The sequence below is a fragment of the Streptomyces sp. NPDC001781 genome (genome assembly GCF_053596035.1).
Window position 1 is genome coordinate 63,675 of the sequence record NZ_JBSFFI010000003.1, and the last position, 18,699, is coordinate 82,373.

Consider the following 18,699-nt stretch of genomic DNA (forward strand, 5'->3'; position numbering starts at 1 on the left):
ACGCCGAGGCGGGCTTGCCGCCCGCCGCGACCGCTGCCGTGGCCGGCAGGACGGCCGCCGCCAGTGCCGCGGCCGTCACCGCGGCCAGCGCCCCCACCGGTGATCTCCTCCGAGCACGCCGAGAAGGCGCGCTCCAAGCACGCTCAAGCATGATTCCCCCCACGGGAAGACAAATACCGGCAGCCCCACTGGCCACCGGACCCGCAGACGCTTTCACGTGAATCACACAAACGTCCGGGAGGTGCCCACGAACCGCTCATCCACACGGGGGAGGAATCCGCCGCTCCTCTTTAAGCAGCCAATCAACATCAAATGTGGATGGACATGGGCATCGTCCCTCCCGAGCGCCGATGCTGAAGCAGATACATGCGGCGTACAAATGACTGAAAGCGGCCGGACTTCTGAGCAGTTGCAAGTCGGGGCGGGTGCTGCTTACCAACGCGCCCGCAGGAATTCTGGTCCTGGTCTGCGCCGGGCTGTGGGTGCGCAAGAGCCAGGACTTTTCGGACTCCCCTGCTTGCTGCCCTCGTGGCAGTGGAAGCCCACACGGCGGCGCCAGTGACGCTGCTGAAGGTTTTCACGTCGCGGGCGGTGTCGGCGGCCAACGTCGCGATGCTGGTGAATGCTTCAGAGGCGTTCGCCGTGTGGTTGCCTGGCTACTGAACTTGAACAGGTGATGTCGGAGTCGGTCCGGGGTGACCGGTGGTCGTGGCATACTGACCCCGTGTTCACCCAGACGACGTTCCTCTTTACCTATGGCACCGGGCCCGCCGGCTGCCATGGTCGTCTCGCTTGAGCACATAACAAGCGACTTCCGACAGGCGCTCCGGGCCGACAAGGCCCGGAGCGCCTGTCGTCTTTCCGGGTCCTGCCGGTCCGGGGCGGCCATCAGCCACCAGGAGCCCCGACATGACCACCGCCACCCCGCACACTGAGCCCGAGCGGACCATCGACGACGCCCGGACGCGGATCGACGCCCTCGACGACCGGATCATCGGCCTCGTCCAGGAACGGATGGCCGTCTCCGCCGTCGTCCAGCAGAGCCGGATCGCCTCCGGTGGCCGCCGGGTGAGCCTGTCCCGCGAGATGGAGATCCTGGGCCGCTACCGGGACGCGCTCGGCCGGCCCGGCACCGCCCTCGCCATGACCCTGCTGGAGCTGTGCCGGGGTCGCATCTGAGTTCGGGACCGCTCTCACCCGTACGGCGCGTGACCGGCCCGCGTACCGCTTCGTTGAGCCCCGTGTCCGTGCCAGCCAGGGGCGGGCCCGACAGAACCACGCGTGGCTCGCCGGGGCGATGAGGGGTACGGGTCGTGCCGTACCCCGTGGGACCTCGCTCCGGACCAGTGACCGGACGGCAGGGGACAGCAGCCCGGTCACCCAAGAGAACGGCCGGCTCCGGGGACGCCCGGGGCCGTCCGGCGGACAACTGCACACAGGAACCCGTGCCGGACCGGGCGGCCGCGGACGCCTCAGGGCGTGCGGCACCCAGCGCATCCTCCCCTTGTCCCCCGCGCATCCCCGGCACCCTCACCGCACCACCACCGCCACTGGTGCGGACCATCAAAACGGGCGGCGCGACCCCCCGGCGCCGCTTCCCCGGCACCGGCGCGTCCCTGACGCCGGCGCCGGCGACAAGGGCCCCGCGGCCGAGTCCCGCGGGGCCCTTCGTCATGCCCGCCCCCCGATGTGATCGACGCCACACCGGAATCCGGGCCGCCGGTACAACCCCCGGGCGTCCTCGACGATCGAACCAGGCACCGGATCAAGAAGACGGTGGGAATCGGGGGACCTGCGTTCGGAGGGGGACGCAGGTCCCTGTCTCTTTTCCGCCCCGCCCCCTCACTCCTTCCTGCGCGGCACCTCGGGCACCGCCAGCAGCGGCAGCCGCAGCGCCCCGAAGGCGTCCGCCGGGACCGCGGGAGTACGCGGCGCCACCGCTTCCAGCCGCTGGTAGGCGGCCCCCGGCGCCGGCCGCGGGTCCTCCTCGCCCTTGTTCGGCCAGTACGCCATGGCCCGCTCGGCCTGCGCGGTGATCGTCAGCGACGGGTTCACGCCCAGGTTCGCCGAGACCGCCGCTCCGTCCACCACCGAGATGCCGGGGTGCCCGTAGAGCCGGTGGTACGGGTCGATCACGCCCGTCCGGGCGGAGTCGCCGATGGGGCAGCCGCCGAGGAAGTGCGCGGTCAGCGGGGTGCCCATCAGTTCGCCGACATTGCTGCCCGCGAAGCCGTTGATCTCGGCGGCGAGGGCGGAGGCGGCCTCGGTGGCGGCCCTGATCTGGGTGGGGTTGGGCGCGCCGTGGCCCTGCCGGGCGGTCAGCAGGCCCTTGCCGACGCCGCCGGGCTTCAGATACGTCGTCAGGGAGTTGTCCAGCGACTGCATCACCAGACCGATGATGGTCCGCTCCGACCAGCGCCGGTTGGAGACCGAGCGGAGGAGCTGCACCGGGTGCCGGACCGCGTGCGCGAGCCAGCCGAGGACGCGGGAGGAGCCTTCGGCGTAGGGCACCTGGAGGATGGTGAGGCCGCCCATCGAGTTCGAGCCCCGGCCGTAGCGGACCGGCTCGATGTGGGTGTCGGCGTCCGGGTGGACGGAGGACGTGATGGCCACACCGCGTGTGAAGTCGACCCTCTCCGCGCCGTGCGCCTTGCGGTAGCGCCGGTCGTCGGTCTGGGCGCCGACCAGGGCCTCGGAGTTGGTGCGGGTGAGGTCACCGAGCCGGGGGCTGAGGTGGGGCAGCAGGTGGCTGGCCTTCATGCGGTGCAGCAGGGTCTGGGTGCCGTAGGTGCCCGCCGCGAGGACGACCCGGCGGGCGGTGAACAGCCTCCCCTGGCCGGTGCGTTTGCGGTCGGTGGGCAGGGTGGCGACCGCGTAGCCGCCGCGCGAGTCGTCGGTGACGGAGACGACGGTGGTCAGCGGGTGCACCACCGCGCCCGCCTTCTCCGCGAGGTAGAGGTAGTTCTCGTTGAGGGTGTTCTTCGCGCCGTGCCGGCACCCGGTCATGCACTCGCCGCACTCGGTGCACGCCCGCCGCGCGGGCCCCGCGCCGCCGAAGTACGGGTCCGCGACCTGCTCGCCGGGCCGCGCCCTGGCCGCGCCGTCGGCGTCCTCGCCGTCCCCGAAGAACACACCGACCGGCGCCATGTGGAAGGTGTCGCCGACGCCCATCCGCTGCGCCGCCGCCTTCAGGTGCGTGTCGGAGGGGGTGGTCGTCGGGTTCAGCCGTACCCCGAGCATCCGCCTGGCCTGGTCGTAGTAGGGCGACAGCTCGTCCTGCCAGTCGGTGATGTGCCGCCACTGCGCGTCCTCGAAGAACGGCTTCGGCGGTACGTACAGCGTGTTGGCGTAGTTGAGGGAGCCGCCCCCGACGCCCGCGCCGGCCAGGACCATGACGTTGCCCAGCAGATGGATGCGCTGGATGCCGTACAGGCCGAGCTTCGGGGCCCAGAGGTAGTTGCGCAGGTCCCAGGAGTTGCGGGGCAGAGTGGCCGGGGTGAAGCGGCGGCCCGCCTCCAGGACGCCGACGCGGTAGCCCTTCTCGGTGAGGCGCAGGGCGGTCACCGAGCCGCCGAAGCCGGAGCCGACCACGAGCACGTCGTAGTCGTAACCGTCGTCGCGCCCTTCCTCGTTCCGGGTGGGGACAGTCTTCTCCTGCGGCACGTGCTCTCCTCGTCGAGAACGGTGGTGGAACGGGCGGATCGGGCCGGGGGCAGGGCGTCAGCGGAAGCGGAGCGCCTTCATCACCTTCAGGCTGCGGCTCATGAAGGCCGCGTACGCGGCGTCGTCCATGCCGAGCGAGGGTGCCATGGGCAGCAGCCGCTGACGGGCGACGGTCTGGGCCTCGGTGTACTTCAGGATGCCCTCGGAGCCGTGGCGGCGGCCGAGACCGGAGTCCTTCATGCCGCCCATCGGGGACTGGGCGCTGCCGTACGCGGGGGCGTACCCCTCGTTGACGTTGACCGTTCCGGTGCGCAGCCGGGCGGCCACTTCCCGGCCCCGCTTCGGACTGGCGGTCCACACCGAGGCGTTGAGGCCGTAGGGAGTCGCGTTGGCGCGCTCCACGGCCTCGTCGTCCGATCCGACGCGGTAGACGGAGACGACGGGGCCGAAGGTCTCCTCGGCGCAGACGGACATGGTGTCGTCGACACCGCCGAGGACGGTCGGCTCGAAGAAGTACGGGCCGATGTCGGGCCGGGCCACCCCGCCCGCGAGCACCTCGGCGCCCTTGGCGACGGCCTCGGTCACGTGCGCCTCGACGGCCTTGAGCTGGCGTTCCCCGGCCAGCGAGCCCATGTCGGCACCGTAGGCGAGAGCGGTGCCGAGCCGCATGGCCCTGGTGCGGGCCACGAACCGCTCCAGGAAGGCGTCGGCGACGGACTCGTGGACGTACAGCCGCTCGATGGAGATGCAGAGCTGGCCGGCCGAGGAGAAGCAGGCGCGTACGGCGCCGGCGGCGGCCTTCTCGATGTCGGCGTCCTCCAGGACCAGCATGGCGTTCTTGCCGCCGAGTTCCAGGGAGACGCCGATCAGCCGGGCGGCGGCGCCCTGGGCGACCTCGCGGCCGGTGCGGGTGGAGCCGGTGAAGGAGACGTAGTCGGCGTGCCGGACGATCTCCGGGCCGACCACCGGGCCCTCACCGATGACCACCTGGAAGACCCCGGTGGGCAGACCGGCCTCGACGAGCAGGTCACGGGCCCACAGCGCGGTCAGACAGGTCTCGGTGTCGGGCTTCATCACGACCGCGTTGCCGCTGACGAAGGCGGGCAGGGCGTCGCCGACGGAGAGTTCGAGGGGGTAGTTCCAGGGGGCGATCTGGCCCACGACCCCGCGCGGGTGCCGCAGTTCGGTCACCTTGGTCAGGGTCGGCATGGCGCCGGTGTGCCGCCTGGGCCGCAGGTAGGAGGGGGCGCGGCGGCCGTAGTGCCGGGCGGCGACGACGACGGCCTGCACCTCCTCGTGCGCGTGCAGCCGCGCCTTGCCGGTCTCGAGCTGGATGAGGTCCAGCACCTCCGACTGCCGCTCCAGCACCAGGTCGTGGAAGCGCAGCAGCACCGCGGCCCGTTCGCGCACCGGGGTCCGTTCCCACGCCCGCTGGGCGGCGCGGGCGGCCTCGAAGGCGGCGGCGACGTCGTCCGGGGTGGACTCGGGCAGGTCGGCGAGCTTCGTCCCGGTGAGCGGGGTGTGGTTGCTCGTCCGGCCCGAACCGGTGACGCCCCGGGTGAGCTGCGCCAGCAGCTCGGGGGTGACCACGTCGGCGGCGGTGCGCACACCCTCGGGGGCCGGGGCGATCGGGTTGGTGCCGGTGACTTCCGGGGCCTGCGAGTCCGTCATGAGCGGCAGGGTATGCCGGTGGCCGTCCTTTCGGTACCCGTCGGTAACGGGGTTTCACCGGCCGCACACATTCCGCCAGTGATCACTGGCGGTAAACGCGCTGATCAGCCCGTTGCCGGTCCGGTCACTCGGCGCCGGGTTTTTTCGACGGCGGCACCCCGAGGGCCGCGAGCGGGGTCCGGACAACGACCGGGTCGGGGTGCTGGACGGTCTGCACGGGCTCCGGGCCGGGGTCCTGTTCCGGCTCCTCCTCCCGCACTCCGGCGCGTCTCCCCAGCTCAGCCGCCACTTCCGCCGCGTCCGGCCGGGCGGCGGGGTCCGGGGCGCGCAGGCGGTCCAGCAGCGGGGCGAGCGGGCCGGGGTCCCCGGCCGTCACGGCGGCGAGCAGCGCGCCGAGCGACCACAGGTCGGAGGCGGGCCCGGCACCCCGTCCGGACGCCCGCTCCGGTGCGACGAACCCCTCGGGGGCGTCCTCGGTGTGCCCGTCGCCGATCCCGAAGTCGGTGACGACCACGCGCCCGGTGCCGGACTCGATCAGCACGTTGGCCGGCTTGATGTCGCGGTGCACGATGCCGACGGCGTGCGCGGCGCGCAGCGCGCCCAGCACGGCGAGCCCGATCCGGGCCGCCTCGGCGGGCGGCAGCGGACCGCGCTCCACGGTCTCGCGCAGCGACTCGCCCTCGACCCACTCCATGACGATCCAGGGCAGCCCGTCCTCGTCCACCACGTCCAGGACCCGCACGGCGGACGGGTGGCGCACACGGGCGGCGGCGCCGGCCTCGCGCCGGAGCCGGTGCGCGGCCCGTCCGGCCTCGTCGCCCGCCGGACCGCGGGGCAGCCGGGGCTCCTTGACGGCGACCGGGCCCCCGTCCCGCTCGTCGCGTCCTCGCCAGACGGTTCCGGTGGGGCCGGCCCCGACCCGTTCGAGGAGCCGGTAGCGCCCGCCTGGCGGGGGTACGTCGAGCGGGGGTGCGCCGTCGTCACTCATGCCCCATCAGTACCGCGCGCACCGGGGGCTTGTCGACGCGGGCGCACACTGTCAACTCGGCTGTTTTCAGGGCTTGTCGAAGCGCACTCCGGCGATGGCCTGCCGGGCCACCTCCCGGCCCCGCGCGGTGAGGTCGCCCTTGCCCGGATAGCCGACGACGAGCTTGTACATGTCGCCCGACGCGGTCCGGTAGTAGAAGAACTGGAGTTCGCGCGGGACCGGGTTCTGCGTGTCGTCGGTCGTGTAGGAGACGGTGTTCCGCGCCGCCTTCCGCCCCTGGTACGTGGCGGAGCCGTCCGGCTTCGTCTTCGCGCCGCCCGGCATGTCGAGCTGGTACGCGCCGTCCTTCTTGAACTTCTCGTCGTCGGCGTACATCTGGGCGGCCGCGTTGCTCTGGATGCCGTTCAGCGAGTCGTCGCCCTTGCGGTCCAGGCTCAGCACCACGGAGACGGCACCGCTCCAGTCGGAGTACGACACCCAGTTCCTGTCGGTGTCGTCCTTCTCGGGAAGCCTCAGCCGGTAGCTCTCGGGGACGGCGAGGGTGGCGCCCAGCGCGGGTGCCTTCCGGTCGGTCCAGCCGTCGGGCAGCGGGCCCGCGAACGGGTCCGCGAGGACCAGCCAGCCCGCGATCGCGGCCACCACCGCGACCGCACCGGCCGCGAGCCACGTCCTGCGGCCCGGCCGCCACCGGGGCGCGGACACGTACTCGGTGCGCGGCGGCGGGGCCGGGGGCCGTACGGCGGCCTCCAGGAGTGCCCGTACCTGCGGTGCCGTCGGACGGGCGGCCGGGTCCTTGCGGAGCAGGCCGTCGATGACCTCGGCCAGCGGGCCCCGCGCGGCTGGCGGGGCGGGGGTCGCGTGCAGGACGGACTGGAGGGTGGCCGGGGTGTTGCTGCGCCGGAACGGCGACACGCCCTCGGTCGCCGTGTACAGGACCACGCCGAGGGACCACAGGTCGCTCGCCGGGCCCGGCCGCCTTCCCAGCACCCGTTCCGGCGCGGTGTACTCGGGCGAGCCGACGAAGCCGCCGGTGTCGGTGAGCTGGGTCTCGCCCTCGATCTGGGCGATGCCGAAGTCGGTGAGGACGACCCGGTCGTGCCGGCCCAGCAGGACGTTGTCCGGCTTCACGTCGCGGTGCAGGACGCCCGCCGCGTGCGCGGTCTCCAGCGCGCCGAGCACGTCGAGGCCGATCCGGGCCGCCTCGCGCGGGTCCAGCGTGCCCTCCTGGAGGACACTGCCGAGGGAGCGGCCGTGCACCAGTTCCATGACGATCCACGGGCGGCCGTCGACCACGGCGACGTCGTGCACGTCCACCACGGACGGGTGGTCGAGGCGGGCGGCGGCGCGGGCCTCGCGGCGCATCCGCTCGAAGACGTTGGCGCGTTCGCGCTCGGAGAGGTGGTCGGGCACGCGGGGTTCCTTGACGGCGACCTCGCGCTCCACCGTCTCGTCCCTGGCCCGCCACACCGTGCCCATGCCACCGTGCCCGAGCTTGCCGAGCAGCCGGTACCGCCCGGCGACCAGCCGCCCGGCACCGGGTTCGCCGGGCTGCTGAGGCGGTCCCGCCGGTACGGCCGGCCGGTCCCGTGGTCCCGGGTCCCGGTCCGGCGGGCGCAGTACGAAACTCGTCGTGTCGTCGGTCGCGCGGCCGACTCCCCCGTCGCTGCTCATGGTCCATGCCTACCAAGCGGCCCGCGGGCGCAGCCAGGGGGGTACCGGAACCGGTCACAGAGCCGTGACCGAGCCGGGCCGGTTCAGGGAGCCGTGACGGTGAAGGTGTCCACGGCCACGTCGAAGTGCTCGCGGGCCTCGCGGACCCTGCCGACCGGGCCCGAGACCCACACGTCGTACATCCGGCCGCCCTCCTCCCAGCAGAGGTCGTAGGTGTGCCGGGCGCCCTCGGCAGGGGTGTAGCCGTTCCAGGTGAACTCCCAGAGGGCGGCGGGGTGTTTCTCGTGGCTGGTCTCGGTGACGCGGCCGTCGCGGTAGCCGGGGTTGCTGTCCGCTCCCCCGGCCGCCAGGCGTTGCAGGACGGCGGCGGGGCCGCCCGGTTCCGGCGGCGAGATCTTGATGCCGAGGCGGAAGGCGCCCCCGGCGGACAGGTAGAAGACGCGCTCGCCCTGCCGTTCACGGGTGAAACCGTCCGGCACGGCCAGGGCGAAGCCCGCGGGATCCCGGACGGTGCGGTAGCCGGAGGGCGCCCGGGTGCCGGAGGGGCCCGGCGTGCGGGAGGCGGAGGGGGCACCGGGTGCGTCGTCGGTGCCGCCCCGGTTCTCGTGCAGCATCAGCACCGCCGCCGACACCGCTGCTCCGGCCACGGCGGCGACCAGCAGGGCCGCGGCCAGTCTCGCTCGTCGCGGGGACGCCGGCCGGGCGGGGTCGCGCGGAGGCCCGGGCGGGGCCGGCGGCGTGTCGGAGTTGGTGCCGCGTACCGCGCCGAGCAGCCGGAGCGTGCGCGCGGCCGCGGGGACCCCGGAGGCGGGGGGCACGCGGCCGGTCTCCAGGTACGTACGCAGCATCCGCTCGGCGTCGGCCGCGCCGAGCCGCAGCTCGGGGTCGCGTTCCAGCAGCCCCCGGACGACCGGGAGCAGCGGGCCGGCCTCGGCGGGCGGCCGGATCTCGTCGGTGACGACGGCGTGGAGGATGCCGCCGAGCGAGTCGCGCCGGAAGGGCGACTCGCCGCTCAGCGCGGCGCACAGCAGCGCGCCCAGCGACCACAGGTCGGACGCGGGACCGCCGCGCAGCCCCGACATCCGCTCCGGGGCCGTGTACTCGGGCGAGCCGACGAAGGAACCGGTCTCGGTGAGCGTCGTGGCCCCCGAGACCCGCGCGATGCCGAAGTCGGTGAGCACGACCCGGTCGGTGCCGGCCTCCAGCAGCACGTTGGCGGGCTTGATGTCCCGGTGCAGCACCCCGGCCGCGTGCGCGGTGGCCAGCGCGCTCAGCAGGTCGGCGCCGATCCGGGCGGCCTCGCCGGCGTCCACCGGACCGCCCGCGGCGACGCGCTCGGCGAGCGAGCAGCCGTCGATCAGCTCCATCACGAGGTAGGGGCGTTCGTCCTGCTCGACCACGTCGTGCACCACGATGATGTGCGGGTGCCGCAACTGCGCGACCGCCCGTGCCTCCCGGAACGAGTGCTCCCGGCGCCGTCGCGCGTCCTCCTCGGACGGGGAGTCGTCCAGGCTGAGTTCCTTGACGGCCACCTGACGGCCCAGCACCAGGTCGTCGGCCCGCCAGACGACGCCCATCCCGCCGCGTCCGATGCGCGCCTCAAGGCGGTAACGGCCCGCGACCACACGGAGGTCGTGCCCCTCGGTCCCCATACCGCCCATCATGCCGCACCGGACCCACCCCTTCCGGGGCGCTGACCGGCCAAGGTACGTGTGCGGCGGCCGATTCAGCCCTCCTGGAAGCTCCGCAGGATCCTGGCGAACTGCTTCTCGGTGGCGGGCCAGTCGCCGGCCGGGGAGGACGAGTAGAGGGCGTACTCAGTGTCGTCGGAGTTCATGTAGCCGACGTCGATGGCGTGGTACGGACCCGGGAAGTAGTGGGGGCCGTCCTTGGCCAGGGCGTTCCAGGTGTACTCCCAGCGGGCGCCCGGCTCGTCGCGGAAGACCTCCTCCTTGAGGACCAGCCGCCGGTACTGCAGCAGCCGAGCCGAGACCCGCCGGTCCAGATCGGTCAGATGCTCGTAGGAGGTGCGGAAGTCCGGGTCGGTGTCGACGGCCACCCGGACGAGGTGCTTCCCCTTGTCGGGCGAGTAGTCGACCTGCCGGATGCCGTCCTGGTCGATGGAGACGGACCGCTTCCAGCCCTTGGGCAGGGAGAGACTGAAGCCGACCGGGTCGTCGTACCGCTGCCAGTCGTCGGGGACGGCGGCGGAGCCGCTCGTGGCCGGCGCGGACGCGCTGCCGGTGGGATCGCCCCCCTCGGCCGTCCTGTCGTGGCCGCCTCCCCACCGGAGGTACCCGACGGTCAGGCTGGCGCCGAAGACCAGGACGGCCGCGGCGGCCAGCGCGAGCGTGCGGGTACGGTGGCCGCGCCGGGACGGGCTCACCGGGGTGACGGCGGTGTCGCGGGGGGCGGGCGCCGCGCTCTGCGGGGGCGGGGTGGACAGCGGTGCGGTCTGTGTCCGGCGGCCCGCCGCCGCGTCGTCCAGCATGCGCTCGGCGGTGGCCAGGTCGGGGCGGCGGGCGGGGTCCTTGTGCAGCAGGGCGGCGATGACCGGGGCGAGGGGCCCGGCGTTGCGGGGCTCCTCGGCGTCCTCCTCCACGACAGCCTGCATGGTGCCCAGTGCCGAGGTGCGGCGGAAGGGCGAGCGGCCCTCGACGGCGGTGTACAGCGTCGCCCCGAGTGCCCACAGGTCGGACGCGGGCCCCGGGTCGTGCCCGCGTATGCGCTCCGGAGCGAGGTAGTCGACCGAGCCGACGACCTCACCCGTACGAGTGATGGTGCTGTCGCCCTCTATCTGGGCGATGCCGAAGTCGGTGAGCAGTACCCGGCCGTCCCGGCCCAGCAGGACGTTGCCGGGCTTCACATCACGGTGCAGCACCCCCGCCGTGTGCGCCGCGCGCAGTGCCCGCAGCACCCACAGCCCGATCCGCGCGGCCTCGCGGGGCTCGATCCGCCCGCGCTCCTTGACCGCGTCGGCCAGTGACTCGCCCTCGACCAGCTCCATCACGATCCACGGGCGGCCGTCGTGCTCCAGCACGTCGTGCACGGTGACGACGGCGGAGTGGTTGATGCGCGCGGCGGCCCGGGCCTCGGCGCGGGTACGGGCCAGCAGCACGTGCTGGTCGCTCTCGGAGACGTACAGCGCCGCGGTCAGCTCCTTGACGGCGACCTTCCGGTGCAGCACCTCGTCATGGGCGCGCCACACCCGTCCCATGCCACCGCTGCCGATGGAATCGGTGAGCCGGTAGCGGCCCGCCACGAGCTGGCCCTGCATCTGATTCACGTTGCCCCGCAATGCTCTTGTCAGGGTCAGACTAGGGACCGGTCCGCGCCCAGGGAACCGGCGGGGTGCCACGGAATCCGCACTGTGACTGTTGTCGCTTCCGCACGGTCCGCGCAACCGAACGCCCGCTTCCGCAACGGACCCTGTCGGAGCGTCGCCTCAGCCTGTGTAGCGGTAGGTGGCCGTCGCCTGGTCGTACAGCCGGGTGACCTCGTCCCGCTCCGCCTCCGGGCCGCGCACCTGCACGATGTGGTACCGCCCGTTCAGCAGCATCGCCATGTTCCGCACGAACAGGTCGCGCCCCTGGGCGTCGGTCCAGGTGAACTGCCCCTCGGCCATGGTCCGTCCGCCCACCTCGATGGTGCGCAGCCCGGACGCGGTGGCCCAGCTGGAGTCGCGGTACGGCTGCAACTCCCTTTCCTTGTCCCGCTGGTACACCATCGGGTCGGTGCCGTAGGTGGCGGTGCCGTCCCGGCCCGGGACGACGACCAGCTCGAAGTTCCCGCGCGAGTAGACCACCTGGCCGCTGCCGTTGCGCGGCGCGTGGGACCAGCCCTTGGCGACGGCGACCTCGAAGCCGGCCGGGTCGGTGCGCAGGGTGAACCCGTCCGCCGCCGCCCCTCCGCCGGTCTGGGTCTCGGTGGCGGGCGAGGACGCGGTGGGTCCGTCGTCCGGGGTGCTCGCCTCCTCGGACGGCTGCCGCTCGTGGGAGGGCGCGGGGCTCGCCTGCCCCGCCGCTCCGGCACGGTCACCGTCCTCGCCCTGCTTGGGCATGAACATCACCGCGTACGCCACGGCTCCCGCGAGCAGCAGGAGGACGAGCAGCAGCAGGGTGCGGCCGAGGCTGCGCGGGGAGCCCTGCGCCTCCTGCCGGGCCCGCTTGTGCCGGGCGTGCGGATGCGGCACCGGCGCCTTGCCGCGGCGCCGCCACCGCGCCAGCTCACCGCGCCGGCGCACTATCGGGAGCCGGGCCGGGTCTGCGGGCGGCACCGGCACCACGTGGGCACCGGCGTCGGGTTCCGGCGCGGAGCGCACCAGCGAGCGCAGCCAGCCGCTCAGCTCCTCGAAATCGATCCGTTCGGTGGGGTCCTGACGCAGCAGCGACTCCACGACCGGGCGCAGCGGCCCGCACTCCTCGGCGAAGGCGGGCGGTTCCGCGCACACCAGTTGCACCAGCTCCGCGGTGGACTCCTCCGGGTAGGGCGCGTGGCCCTGGACGGCACGGAAGAGCAGCGCGCCGAGCGCCCACAGGTCGGTCGCCGGGCCGACGGGCGGGGCCAGTTGCCAGTTCTCGTGCACCGGCCCGGCCTGCTCGGGCGCCCACCGCTCGGTCACCGGGCCGACCACCGTCATCCGCATGTGCCGCGACCGCTCGGCCGCGATGGCGGTGCCGGGCCCCCGGCGCGCCCCGGCGGTCTCCGGCTCGTCCCACCCGGAAGCGCCGGTACCGCCGCCGTTCTGCGCGGGCAGCGCGGGCCGGGGCGGAACGGGCGGGACCGGCCGGGCGGGGTTCGACGGGTACGGCGGTGCCGCCTCCGGCTGGGCTCGGCGAGGCGCCGCGCCGTGCCAGGGGCGTCCGGCCACCCCGTACGGATCGGCCACGTGACCGGGCGGGTTGCCGCCCTGCTCCGCGATCTCCCCCTCGGCGGGCGTCCGCGCGCCCGGCAGGGCGGTACGGCCGCCCCGCTGCGACTCCTGTACCCGGGCGGCGGCGCGCGCCCCCGCGCGGTACGCGGCGATGGCCCCGGCGCGGGCGGCCCGGATGTCGTCCCCGCTCTCCATGGGGCGCGGCAGGACCGGTGCGGGGGTGCCGGCGTCGCCGCCGGCGGCGGGTGCGGGCAGTCCGCCGGACACCCGTGCCTGGATCGCGGCACGCCGTGCGGCCTCGGGGTCCGGGTCTGCGACGGCAGCCGCCCCGGCCGTACGCGGTACGACGCTCCCGCCGGGCTGTCGCTGGTCCGGCGACGGGTGGCCCTCCGGGCCGTCCTGGGCCGGGACCGGGTCGTAGCCGCAGAGCGCCTCCTCGGCCGCGCCGACCGCGAGGCCGGTCAGCATGACCCGGCCGTCGTCGCAGACCAGGACCGTGCGGGCGGTGATGTTGCGGTGGGTCCAGCCGTGGGCGTGCAGCACGCGCAGCGCCATCACCACGTCGGCCGCGATCTCGGCCGCCCGGTAGGGGGACATCGGCTGCTCGGCGAGGAGCGCGGACAGCGGACGCGCCGACACCGCCTCGCTGACGATCCACAGCGAACCGGCCTCGGCGAACACGTCGAAGACCTGGTCCAGGCGCGGATGGTCCGGTATCCGGGCCGCCGCCTGCGCGGCCTCCACCGCGCGCCGGACGGCGGGGTCGCCGGGCGTACGGGTGGCGCTGCGGCCCGCCGGGGCGCGCCTGCCGCGCTCACGCGCCGTGAACCCCTCGGGCAGCCCCTCGGCGTCGATCACCTCGGCCTCGACGACCTCGGGCAAGGGCACCTGACGGACCAGCACCTCCTGGCCGCTGTAGGTGTCGAAGGCGTACGTCTCGGTGAGTTCGTACTCGTCGGAGGGCGGCAGCGGCAGTCGGTAGCGGTCGGCGAGCACCCGCCCCGCGTAGTCGTCCACGTCTGCCACCCCCTGCCGTTCCGGTCGCCTGCGATCGTTCACCGCCCGTCACGCGTCACACCCGGCTGCGTACGGTTCTCAACCATTCACGATACGTGCCGGAGGCAACCCGCACCGAGGGGATGACCGATTTCCGGGCTCCCAACCCGGGCTCGGTCAGGTCACGGCTTGGGCTCGAAGGACGTCGTGAGCGTCTTCCAGGTGTCCTGGCGCAGCGCGCCGTCCCAGTCGGAGCTCTTCGCGGTGTACATGAGCGCGTGCCCGAGGTGGTCGTTGACCTTGAAACCCCGGTCGATGGAACGGTACTTGGTGCCGCCGTCCACGTAGGTGAACTCCCAGTCGGCCGTGGCCCAGCCCCGGTAGTCCACCTTCTCTATCCGGATGCGGTCGTACTGGGAGCGGACCATGTAGCGCTCCTGGTTCTGCCAGTCCTTCACCGGGTCGCTCTTGGGCGTGCTGGTCCAGGCGACGAGCAGCTTCTGCCCGCCTGGGCCGGTGTAGCGGTCGCCCGCGGCGCTGGACGACCCGTACTTCCAGCCCTTGGGCAGGCCGATCGAGTAGCCCTGGGAGCTCTTGCGGGTCGTCACGACGGGCGCGCTGCCCGATCCCTTCTTCCCCGACGAGCCGGAGGAGTCGTCGTCCGGACCGGCGCTGCCGTCCTTGCCCTTGCCCTTGCCGCCGGAGTCGTCGGCGGTGCTCGCGTCACTGGCGCCGCCGGAGCGGGAGCCGTCGGTGGCGGGCGCGGAGCCCGAGCCGTCCGTCTCCGCCGCGCCGGACCCGCCCTTGCCCGGATCCTGCTTGCCGGAGGCGCCGGCGCTGGGCGCGCCCTGGGCGCCGGTGCCCTTGCCGTCGTCACCGCCGAGGGTGAGGGCGAGGACGGTGCCGACCACCACCAGGGCCAGCGCGATCACCGCCGCGATGACGATCAGCGTGCGCCGGGGCACCACGTCGGTGAGCGACGCCTTGGGCGCCGGCCTCGGCGGGAGGTCCATGTCGGGCCGGGGCATGACGGGCCAGCTCGAACTTGGCTTGTTCGTGCTGGGGTTCGGCGTGTCGGACCTGCCACGCCCACCGGTGCCGGCCGTCGCACCGGACTCGCTCCTCGACCGCGCGGCAGCGGCGGCCGACGCGGCACCGGCGGCCTTTCGCACCGAGCGCAGCGCACCGCGCACCTTCTCGCCGGACTCCTCCCGCCGGGTCTCGGGGGAGTCGGGCTGCGCCGGGATCGGCACGACCCGCGTGGCGTCCAGCGGCTCGGCGTCGCCGGCGTGGACGACCTTGCTGAGCAGGGCCCGCGCGCCCGCGTCGTCGAGCCGCCGCTCGGGCTCCTTGGTGAGCAGGCCCTTGATGACGTCGCCCAGCGGGCCCGCGTTCTTGGGCTCCTCCGGGCTCTCGGTCATCACGGCGGTCAGGGTGGCGATGGCCGATCCCTTGTCGTACGGCGGCACGCCCTCGACCGACGCGTACAGCAGGCCGCCCAGTGACCACAGGTCGGCGGCGGGACCGGGCTTGTGCCCGCGGGCCCGCTCCGGGGAGATGTAGGAGGGAGCGCCGACGAGCATGCCGGTGGAGGTGATCGACGGGTCGCCCTCGACCTGGGCGATGCCGAAGTCGGTGAGCACGACCCGGCCGTCCTCGGCGATCAGCACGTTGGACGGCTTCACGTCGCGGTGCAGGATGCCCTCGCGGTGCGCGGACCGCAGCACGTCCAGCACGGCGAGCCCGACCTCGGCGGCCCGACGGGGCGTCAGCACGCCGTCCTCACGGATGACCTCGGCCAGGGACTTGCCCTCGACCAGCTCCATGACGATCCACGGCCGGTCGTCCTCGTCGACGACGTCGAAGACCGTCACCGCGCTGTTGTTGCGGATACGGGCGATCGCCTTGGCCTCGCGCAGCGTGCGCGTGATCAGGCGCCGCTTCTCCTCCTCGTCGATGTTCGACGGGAACCGCAGCTCCTTGACCGCGACCGTCCGGCCCAGGGTCTCGTCCTCGGCACGCCAGACCGTGCCCATGCCGCCCCGGCCCAGCACGTCCCCCAGCCGGTACCGCCCGGCGAGAAGACGACGCTCGTTCGTGCCCTGACGAGTCTCCTGACGGGATGACCCCGCCCGCTCCGCCTCCGACATGCGTCCCCTCATGCAACCCGCCCTGACAGAGCCTTCATTGTCCCTCACCCGGCAACCGGCCGACGCCCAGGGGGCCCCTCCGGCCGCACCGCGTCCGCCGCGCCGACGGGGCTCCTGAACCAGATGTTCCAGTTGCCGGGATGATGTCTCCCGCCACGGAAGGAGCCAGGGGTGCCGACCCTTCGGACAGTCCTGTCCATACCGGTTCTCGCGGCTCCGCTGCTCACCTCCACGGCTCCCGGCGCGACTCCCGCCGCCGGCTTCTCGGACACTGTGCCTTCTCGCTGTCCGGCGAGGATGGTGCCCCCGCCGCCGCCCTCTCGCGATGGACCTTCCTGGCACGCGCCGCGCGTGGCGCCACGCGGACGCGGGCCGGGGTGCCGCCCGTGCCGATCACTTCCGCGCCGGGCCTGCCACCAGGACCTACGTGGCGACCGCCGTGCTCCAACTCGCCGCGGAACAAAGGCTCTCGCTGTCCGGCACCGCCGAACAGCACCTCCCCGGACTCCTGCCCCGAGTCCGCGCCGGGACACGGCACGCCGGCAACGAATCCCGCATCACCCCGCACAAACCGCTCACCCGCCCCAGCGGCATCGCCGGCATCACCGGGCCACCCGCGGCCGGGGACCGCTGCCCCCCTTCAGGCCCTCCGGCCGCATGAGCCACCCCTTCCGCTCCAGCATCGAGCGTGTCCCGCGCGGGCTCGCCAAGCCGCCCTACAGCGGCACGATGTCCGGCGCGCCCAGCCGGGCCGCGTCCGCCGTGAGGTCGTCGGGCTGGCGCTGGGACTCGCGCTCGGCCTCGACCCGCTTCTCATAGTGCTCGACCTCGCGGGAGATCTGGTCCTCGTCCCAGCCGAGCACCGGTGCCATCAGCTCGGCGGCCTCGCGGGCGCTGCGGGTGCCCCGGTCGAAGGTCTCGATGGAGATGCGGGTGCGGCGGGTGAGGACGTCGTCCAGGTGCCGGGCGCCCTCGTGGGAGGCGGCGTAGACGATCTCGGCGCGCAGGTAGTCGTCCGCGTGCCGCAGGGGCTCGCCGAGGGCGGGGTCGGCTGCTATCAGGTCGAGGAGCTGGTCGGCCATCGAGCCGTACCGGTTCAGCAGGTGCTCGACCCGGGCCACGTGCAGCCCGCTGCGCTCGGCCATGCGGTCGCGGGCGTTCCACATCGCCGGGTAGCCCTCGGCGCCGAGCAGCGGGATCTCCTCGGTGACGGACTTCGCCACCCTGCGGTCCAGGCCGTGCACCGCCGCGTCGACGGCGTCCTGCGCCATCACCCGGTACGTCGTGTACTTGCCGCCCGCGACGACCACCAGACCCGGTACCGGATGGGCCACGGTGTGCTCGCGGGACAGCTTGCTGGTGGCCTCGGACTCGCCGGCCAGCAGAGGCCGCAGGCCCGCGTAGACGCCCTCCACGTCGTCACGCGTGAGCGGTACCGCGAGGACCGAGTTGACGTGCTCCAGCAGGTAGTCGATGTCGGCGCTGGACGCGGCCGGGTGGGCCTTGTCGAGGTCCCACTCGGTGTCGGTGGTACCGACGATCCAGTGCCGGCCCCAGGGGATGACGAAGAGGACGGACTTCTCGGTACGCAGGATCAGGCCGGTGCTCGAGTGGATGCGGTCCTTGGGCACGACCAGGTGGATGCCCTTGGACGCCTTGACGTGGAACTGGCCGCGCTCCCCCACCAGCCCCTGGGTGTCGTCGGTCCACACCCCGGTGGCGTTGACCACCTGGCGGGCACGGATCTGGTACTCCTCGCCGCCCTCCACGTCCTCCACCCGGACCCCGACCACCCGCTCGCCCTCGCGCAGGAACCCGGTGACGCGGGCACGGTTGGCGACCTTGGCGCCGTAGGACGCGGCGGTGCGGACCAGGGTGGCGACGAAGCGGGCGTCGTCCACCTCGGCGTCGTAGTACTGAAGGGCGCCGACGAGGGCGTCCTTGCGCAGGCAGGGGGCGACGCGCAGGGCCCGGTTGCGGCTGAGGTGGCGGTGCCTGGGCAGGCCCCGGCCGTGCCCCTTCGCCAGGGACATCGCGTCGTACAGCGCTACTCCCGTGCCCGCGTAGAGGCGCTCCCAGCCGCGGTGCTGGAGGGGGTAGAGGAACGGGACCGGCTTGACCAGGTGCGGTGCGAGACGCTCCAGCAGCAGGCCGCGTTCCTTCAGTGCCTCGCGCACCAGCGGGAAGTCGAGCATCTCCAGATAGCGCAGACCGCCGTGTATCAGCTTGCTGGACCGGCTGGAGGTGCCGGACGCCCAGTCCCGCGCCTCGACAAGGCCGGTGGACAGGCCACGTGTGGCCGCGTCCAGCGCGGTACCCGCGCCCACGATGCCGCCGCCGACCACCAGCACGTCCAGTTCACGCTCGGCCATCTCCGCCAGCGCCTCGGCGCGCCGCGCCGGATCCAGGGTCGCTGTCCTCACCGCTGCCTCCCGCTCTCGCAAACCACCTGGCGGGCCGCGCCCGGTGCGGCGCCGCCCCCTCGTCCCCTCCTCATGCCCAGAACCTCATGCTCGAAAGTCTGGCGGGCCCGGCCGGGTTCGGCCACCACGGGCCCCGACCTGTGGACAACCTGCGCGTATCCGCCCGAAGACACCCCGAAGACACACGAACACAATCACACATAACGGTCATATTTGTACCTAGTCTGACTGTGCGCTCGCTCAGGTAGTCCACCGGGCTTGCGC

General features: G+C 73.5%; 11 protein-coding genes. 2 read left to right on the forward strand and 9 right to left on the reverse strand.

The window, feature by feature from the left end; all coding sequences use genetic code 11:
• Positions 1–528: 528 nt before the first annotated feature.
• The gene (locus tag ACWCV3_RS03395) at positions 529–663 is read left to right on the forward strand and encodes a hypothetical protein (protein ID WP_451217699.1); all 135 of its coding nucleotides are present in this window, start codon (positions 529–531) and stop codon (positions 661–663) included.
• Positions 664–909: 246 nt separating this feature from the next.
• Complete coding sequence (locus ACWCV3_RS03400; RefSeq protein ID WP_451217702.1) at positions 910–1,179, forward strand: chorismate mutase; 270 nt, start codon at positions 910–912, stop codon at positions 1,177–1,179.
• A gap of 663 nt (positions 1,180–1,842) precedes the next feature.
• On the opposite strand, the gene ACWCV3_RS03405 is transcribed toward ACWCV3_RS03400, so the two are convergent.
• The 9 genes from ACWCV3_RS03405 to ACWCV3_RS03445 all read right to left on the reverse strand — a co-directional run bounded on the left by ACWCV3_RS03405 (position 1,843) and on the right by ACWCV3_RS03445 (position 18,435).
• Positions 1,843–3,663 carry a GMC family oxidoreductase N-terminal domain-containing protein gene (locus ACWCV3_RS03405; RefSeq protein ID WP_451217705.1) on the reverse strand — a complete coding sequence of 607 codons (1,821 nt, stop codon included), beginning with the start codon at positions 3,661–3,663 and terminating at the stop codon, positions 1,843–1,845.
• A gap of 57 nt (positions 3,664–3,720) precedes the next feature.
• Positions 3,721–5,334, reverse strand: a complete 1,614-nt coding sequence (locus ACWCV3_RS03410; RefSeq protein ID WP_451217708.1) for a succinic semialdehyde dehydrogenase — start codon at positions 5,332–5,334, stop codon at positions 3,721–3,723.
• 124 nt (positions 5,335–5,458) lie between these two features.
• Positions 5,459–6,322, reverse strand: coding sequence for a protein kinase domain-containing protein (locus ACWCV3_RS03415; protein ID WP_451217711.1), 864 nt, complete (start codon positions 6,320–6,322; stop codon positions 5,459–5,461).
• Between the two features lie 66 nt (positions 6,323–6,388).
• On the reverse strand, positions 6,389–7,993 hold the full coding sequence (locus tag ACWCV3_RS03420) for a serine/threonine-protein kinase (protein ID WP_451217714.1): 1,605 nt from the start codon (positions 7,991–7,993) through the stop codon (positions 6,389–6,391).
• Positions 7,994–8,076: 83 nt separating this feature from the next.
• Positions 8,077–9,645: a serine/threonine-protein kinase gene (locus ACWCV3_RS03425; protein WP_451217717.1), complete on the reverse strand. Its 1,569-nt coding sequence runs from the start codon at positions 9,643–9,645 to the stop codon at positions 8,077–8,079.
• A 74-nt stretch (positions 9,646–9,719) separates the two neighbouring features.
• Entirely contained in the window at positions 9,720–11,270 is a 1,551-nt protein-coding gene (locus ACWCV3_RS03430; RefSeq protein ID WP_451217720.1) for a serine/threonine-protein kinase, read from the reverse strand.
• A 168-nt stretch (positions 11,271–11,438) separates the two neighbouring features.
• Entirely contained in the window at positions 11,439–13,883 is a 2,445-nt protein-coding gene (locus tag ACWCV3_RS03435) for a protein kinase (RefSeq protein WP_451217722.1), read from the reverse strand.
• A gap of 161 nt (positions 13,884–14,044) precedes the next feature.
• On the reverse strand, positions 14,045–16,012 hold the full coding sequence (locus ACWCV3_RS03440) for a serine/threonine-protein kinase (protein ID WP_451217725.1): 1,968 nt from the start codon (positions 16,010–16,012) through the stop codon (positions 14,045–14,047).
• Between the two features lie 716 nt (positions 16,013–16,728).
• Complete coding sequence (locus tag ACWCV3_RS03445; RefSeq protein ID WP_451217728.1) at positions 16,729–18,435, reverse strand: glycerol-3-phosphate dehydrogenase/oxidase; 1,707 nt, start codon at positions 18,433–18,435, stop codon at positions 16,729–16,731.
• Positions 18,436–18,699: the final 264 nt, after the last annotated feature.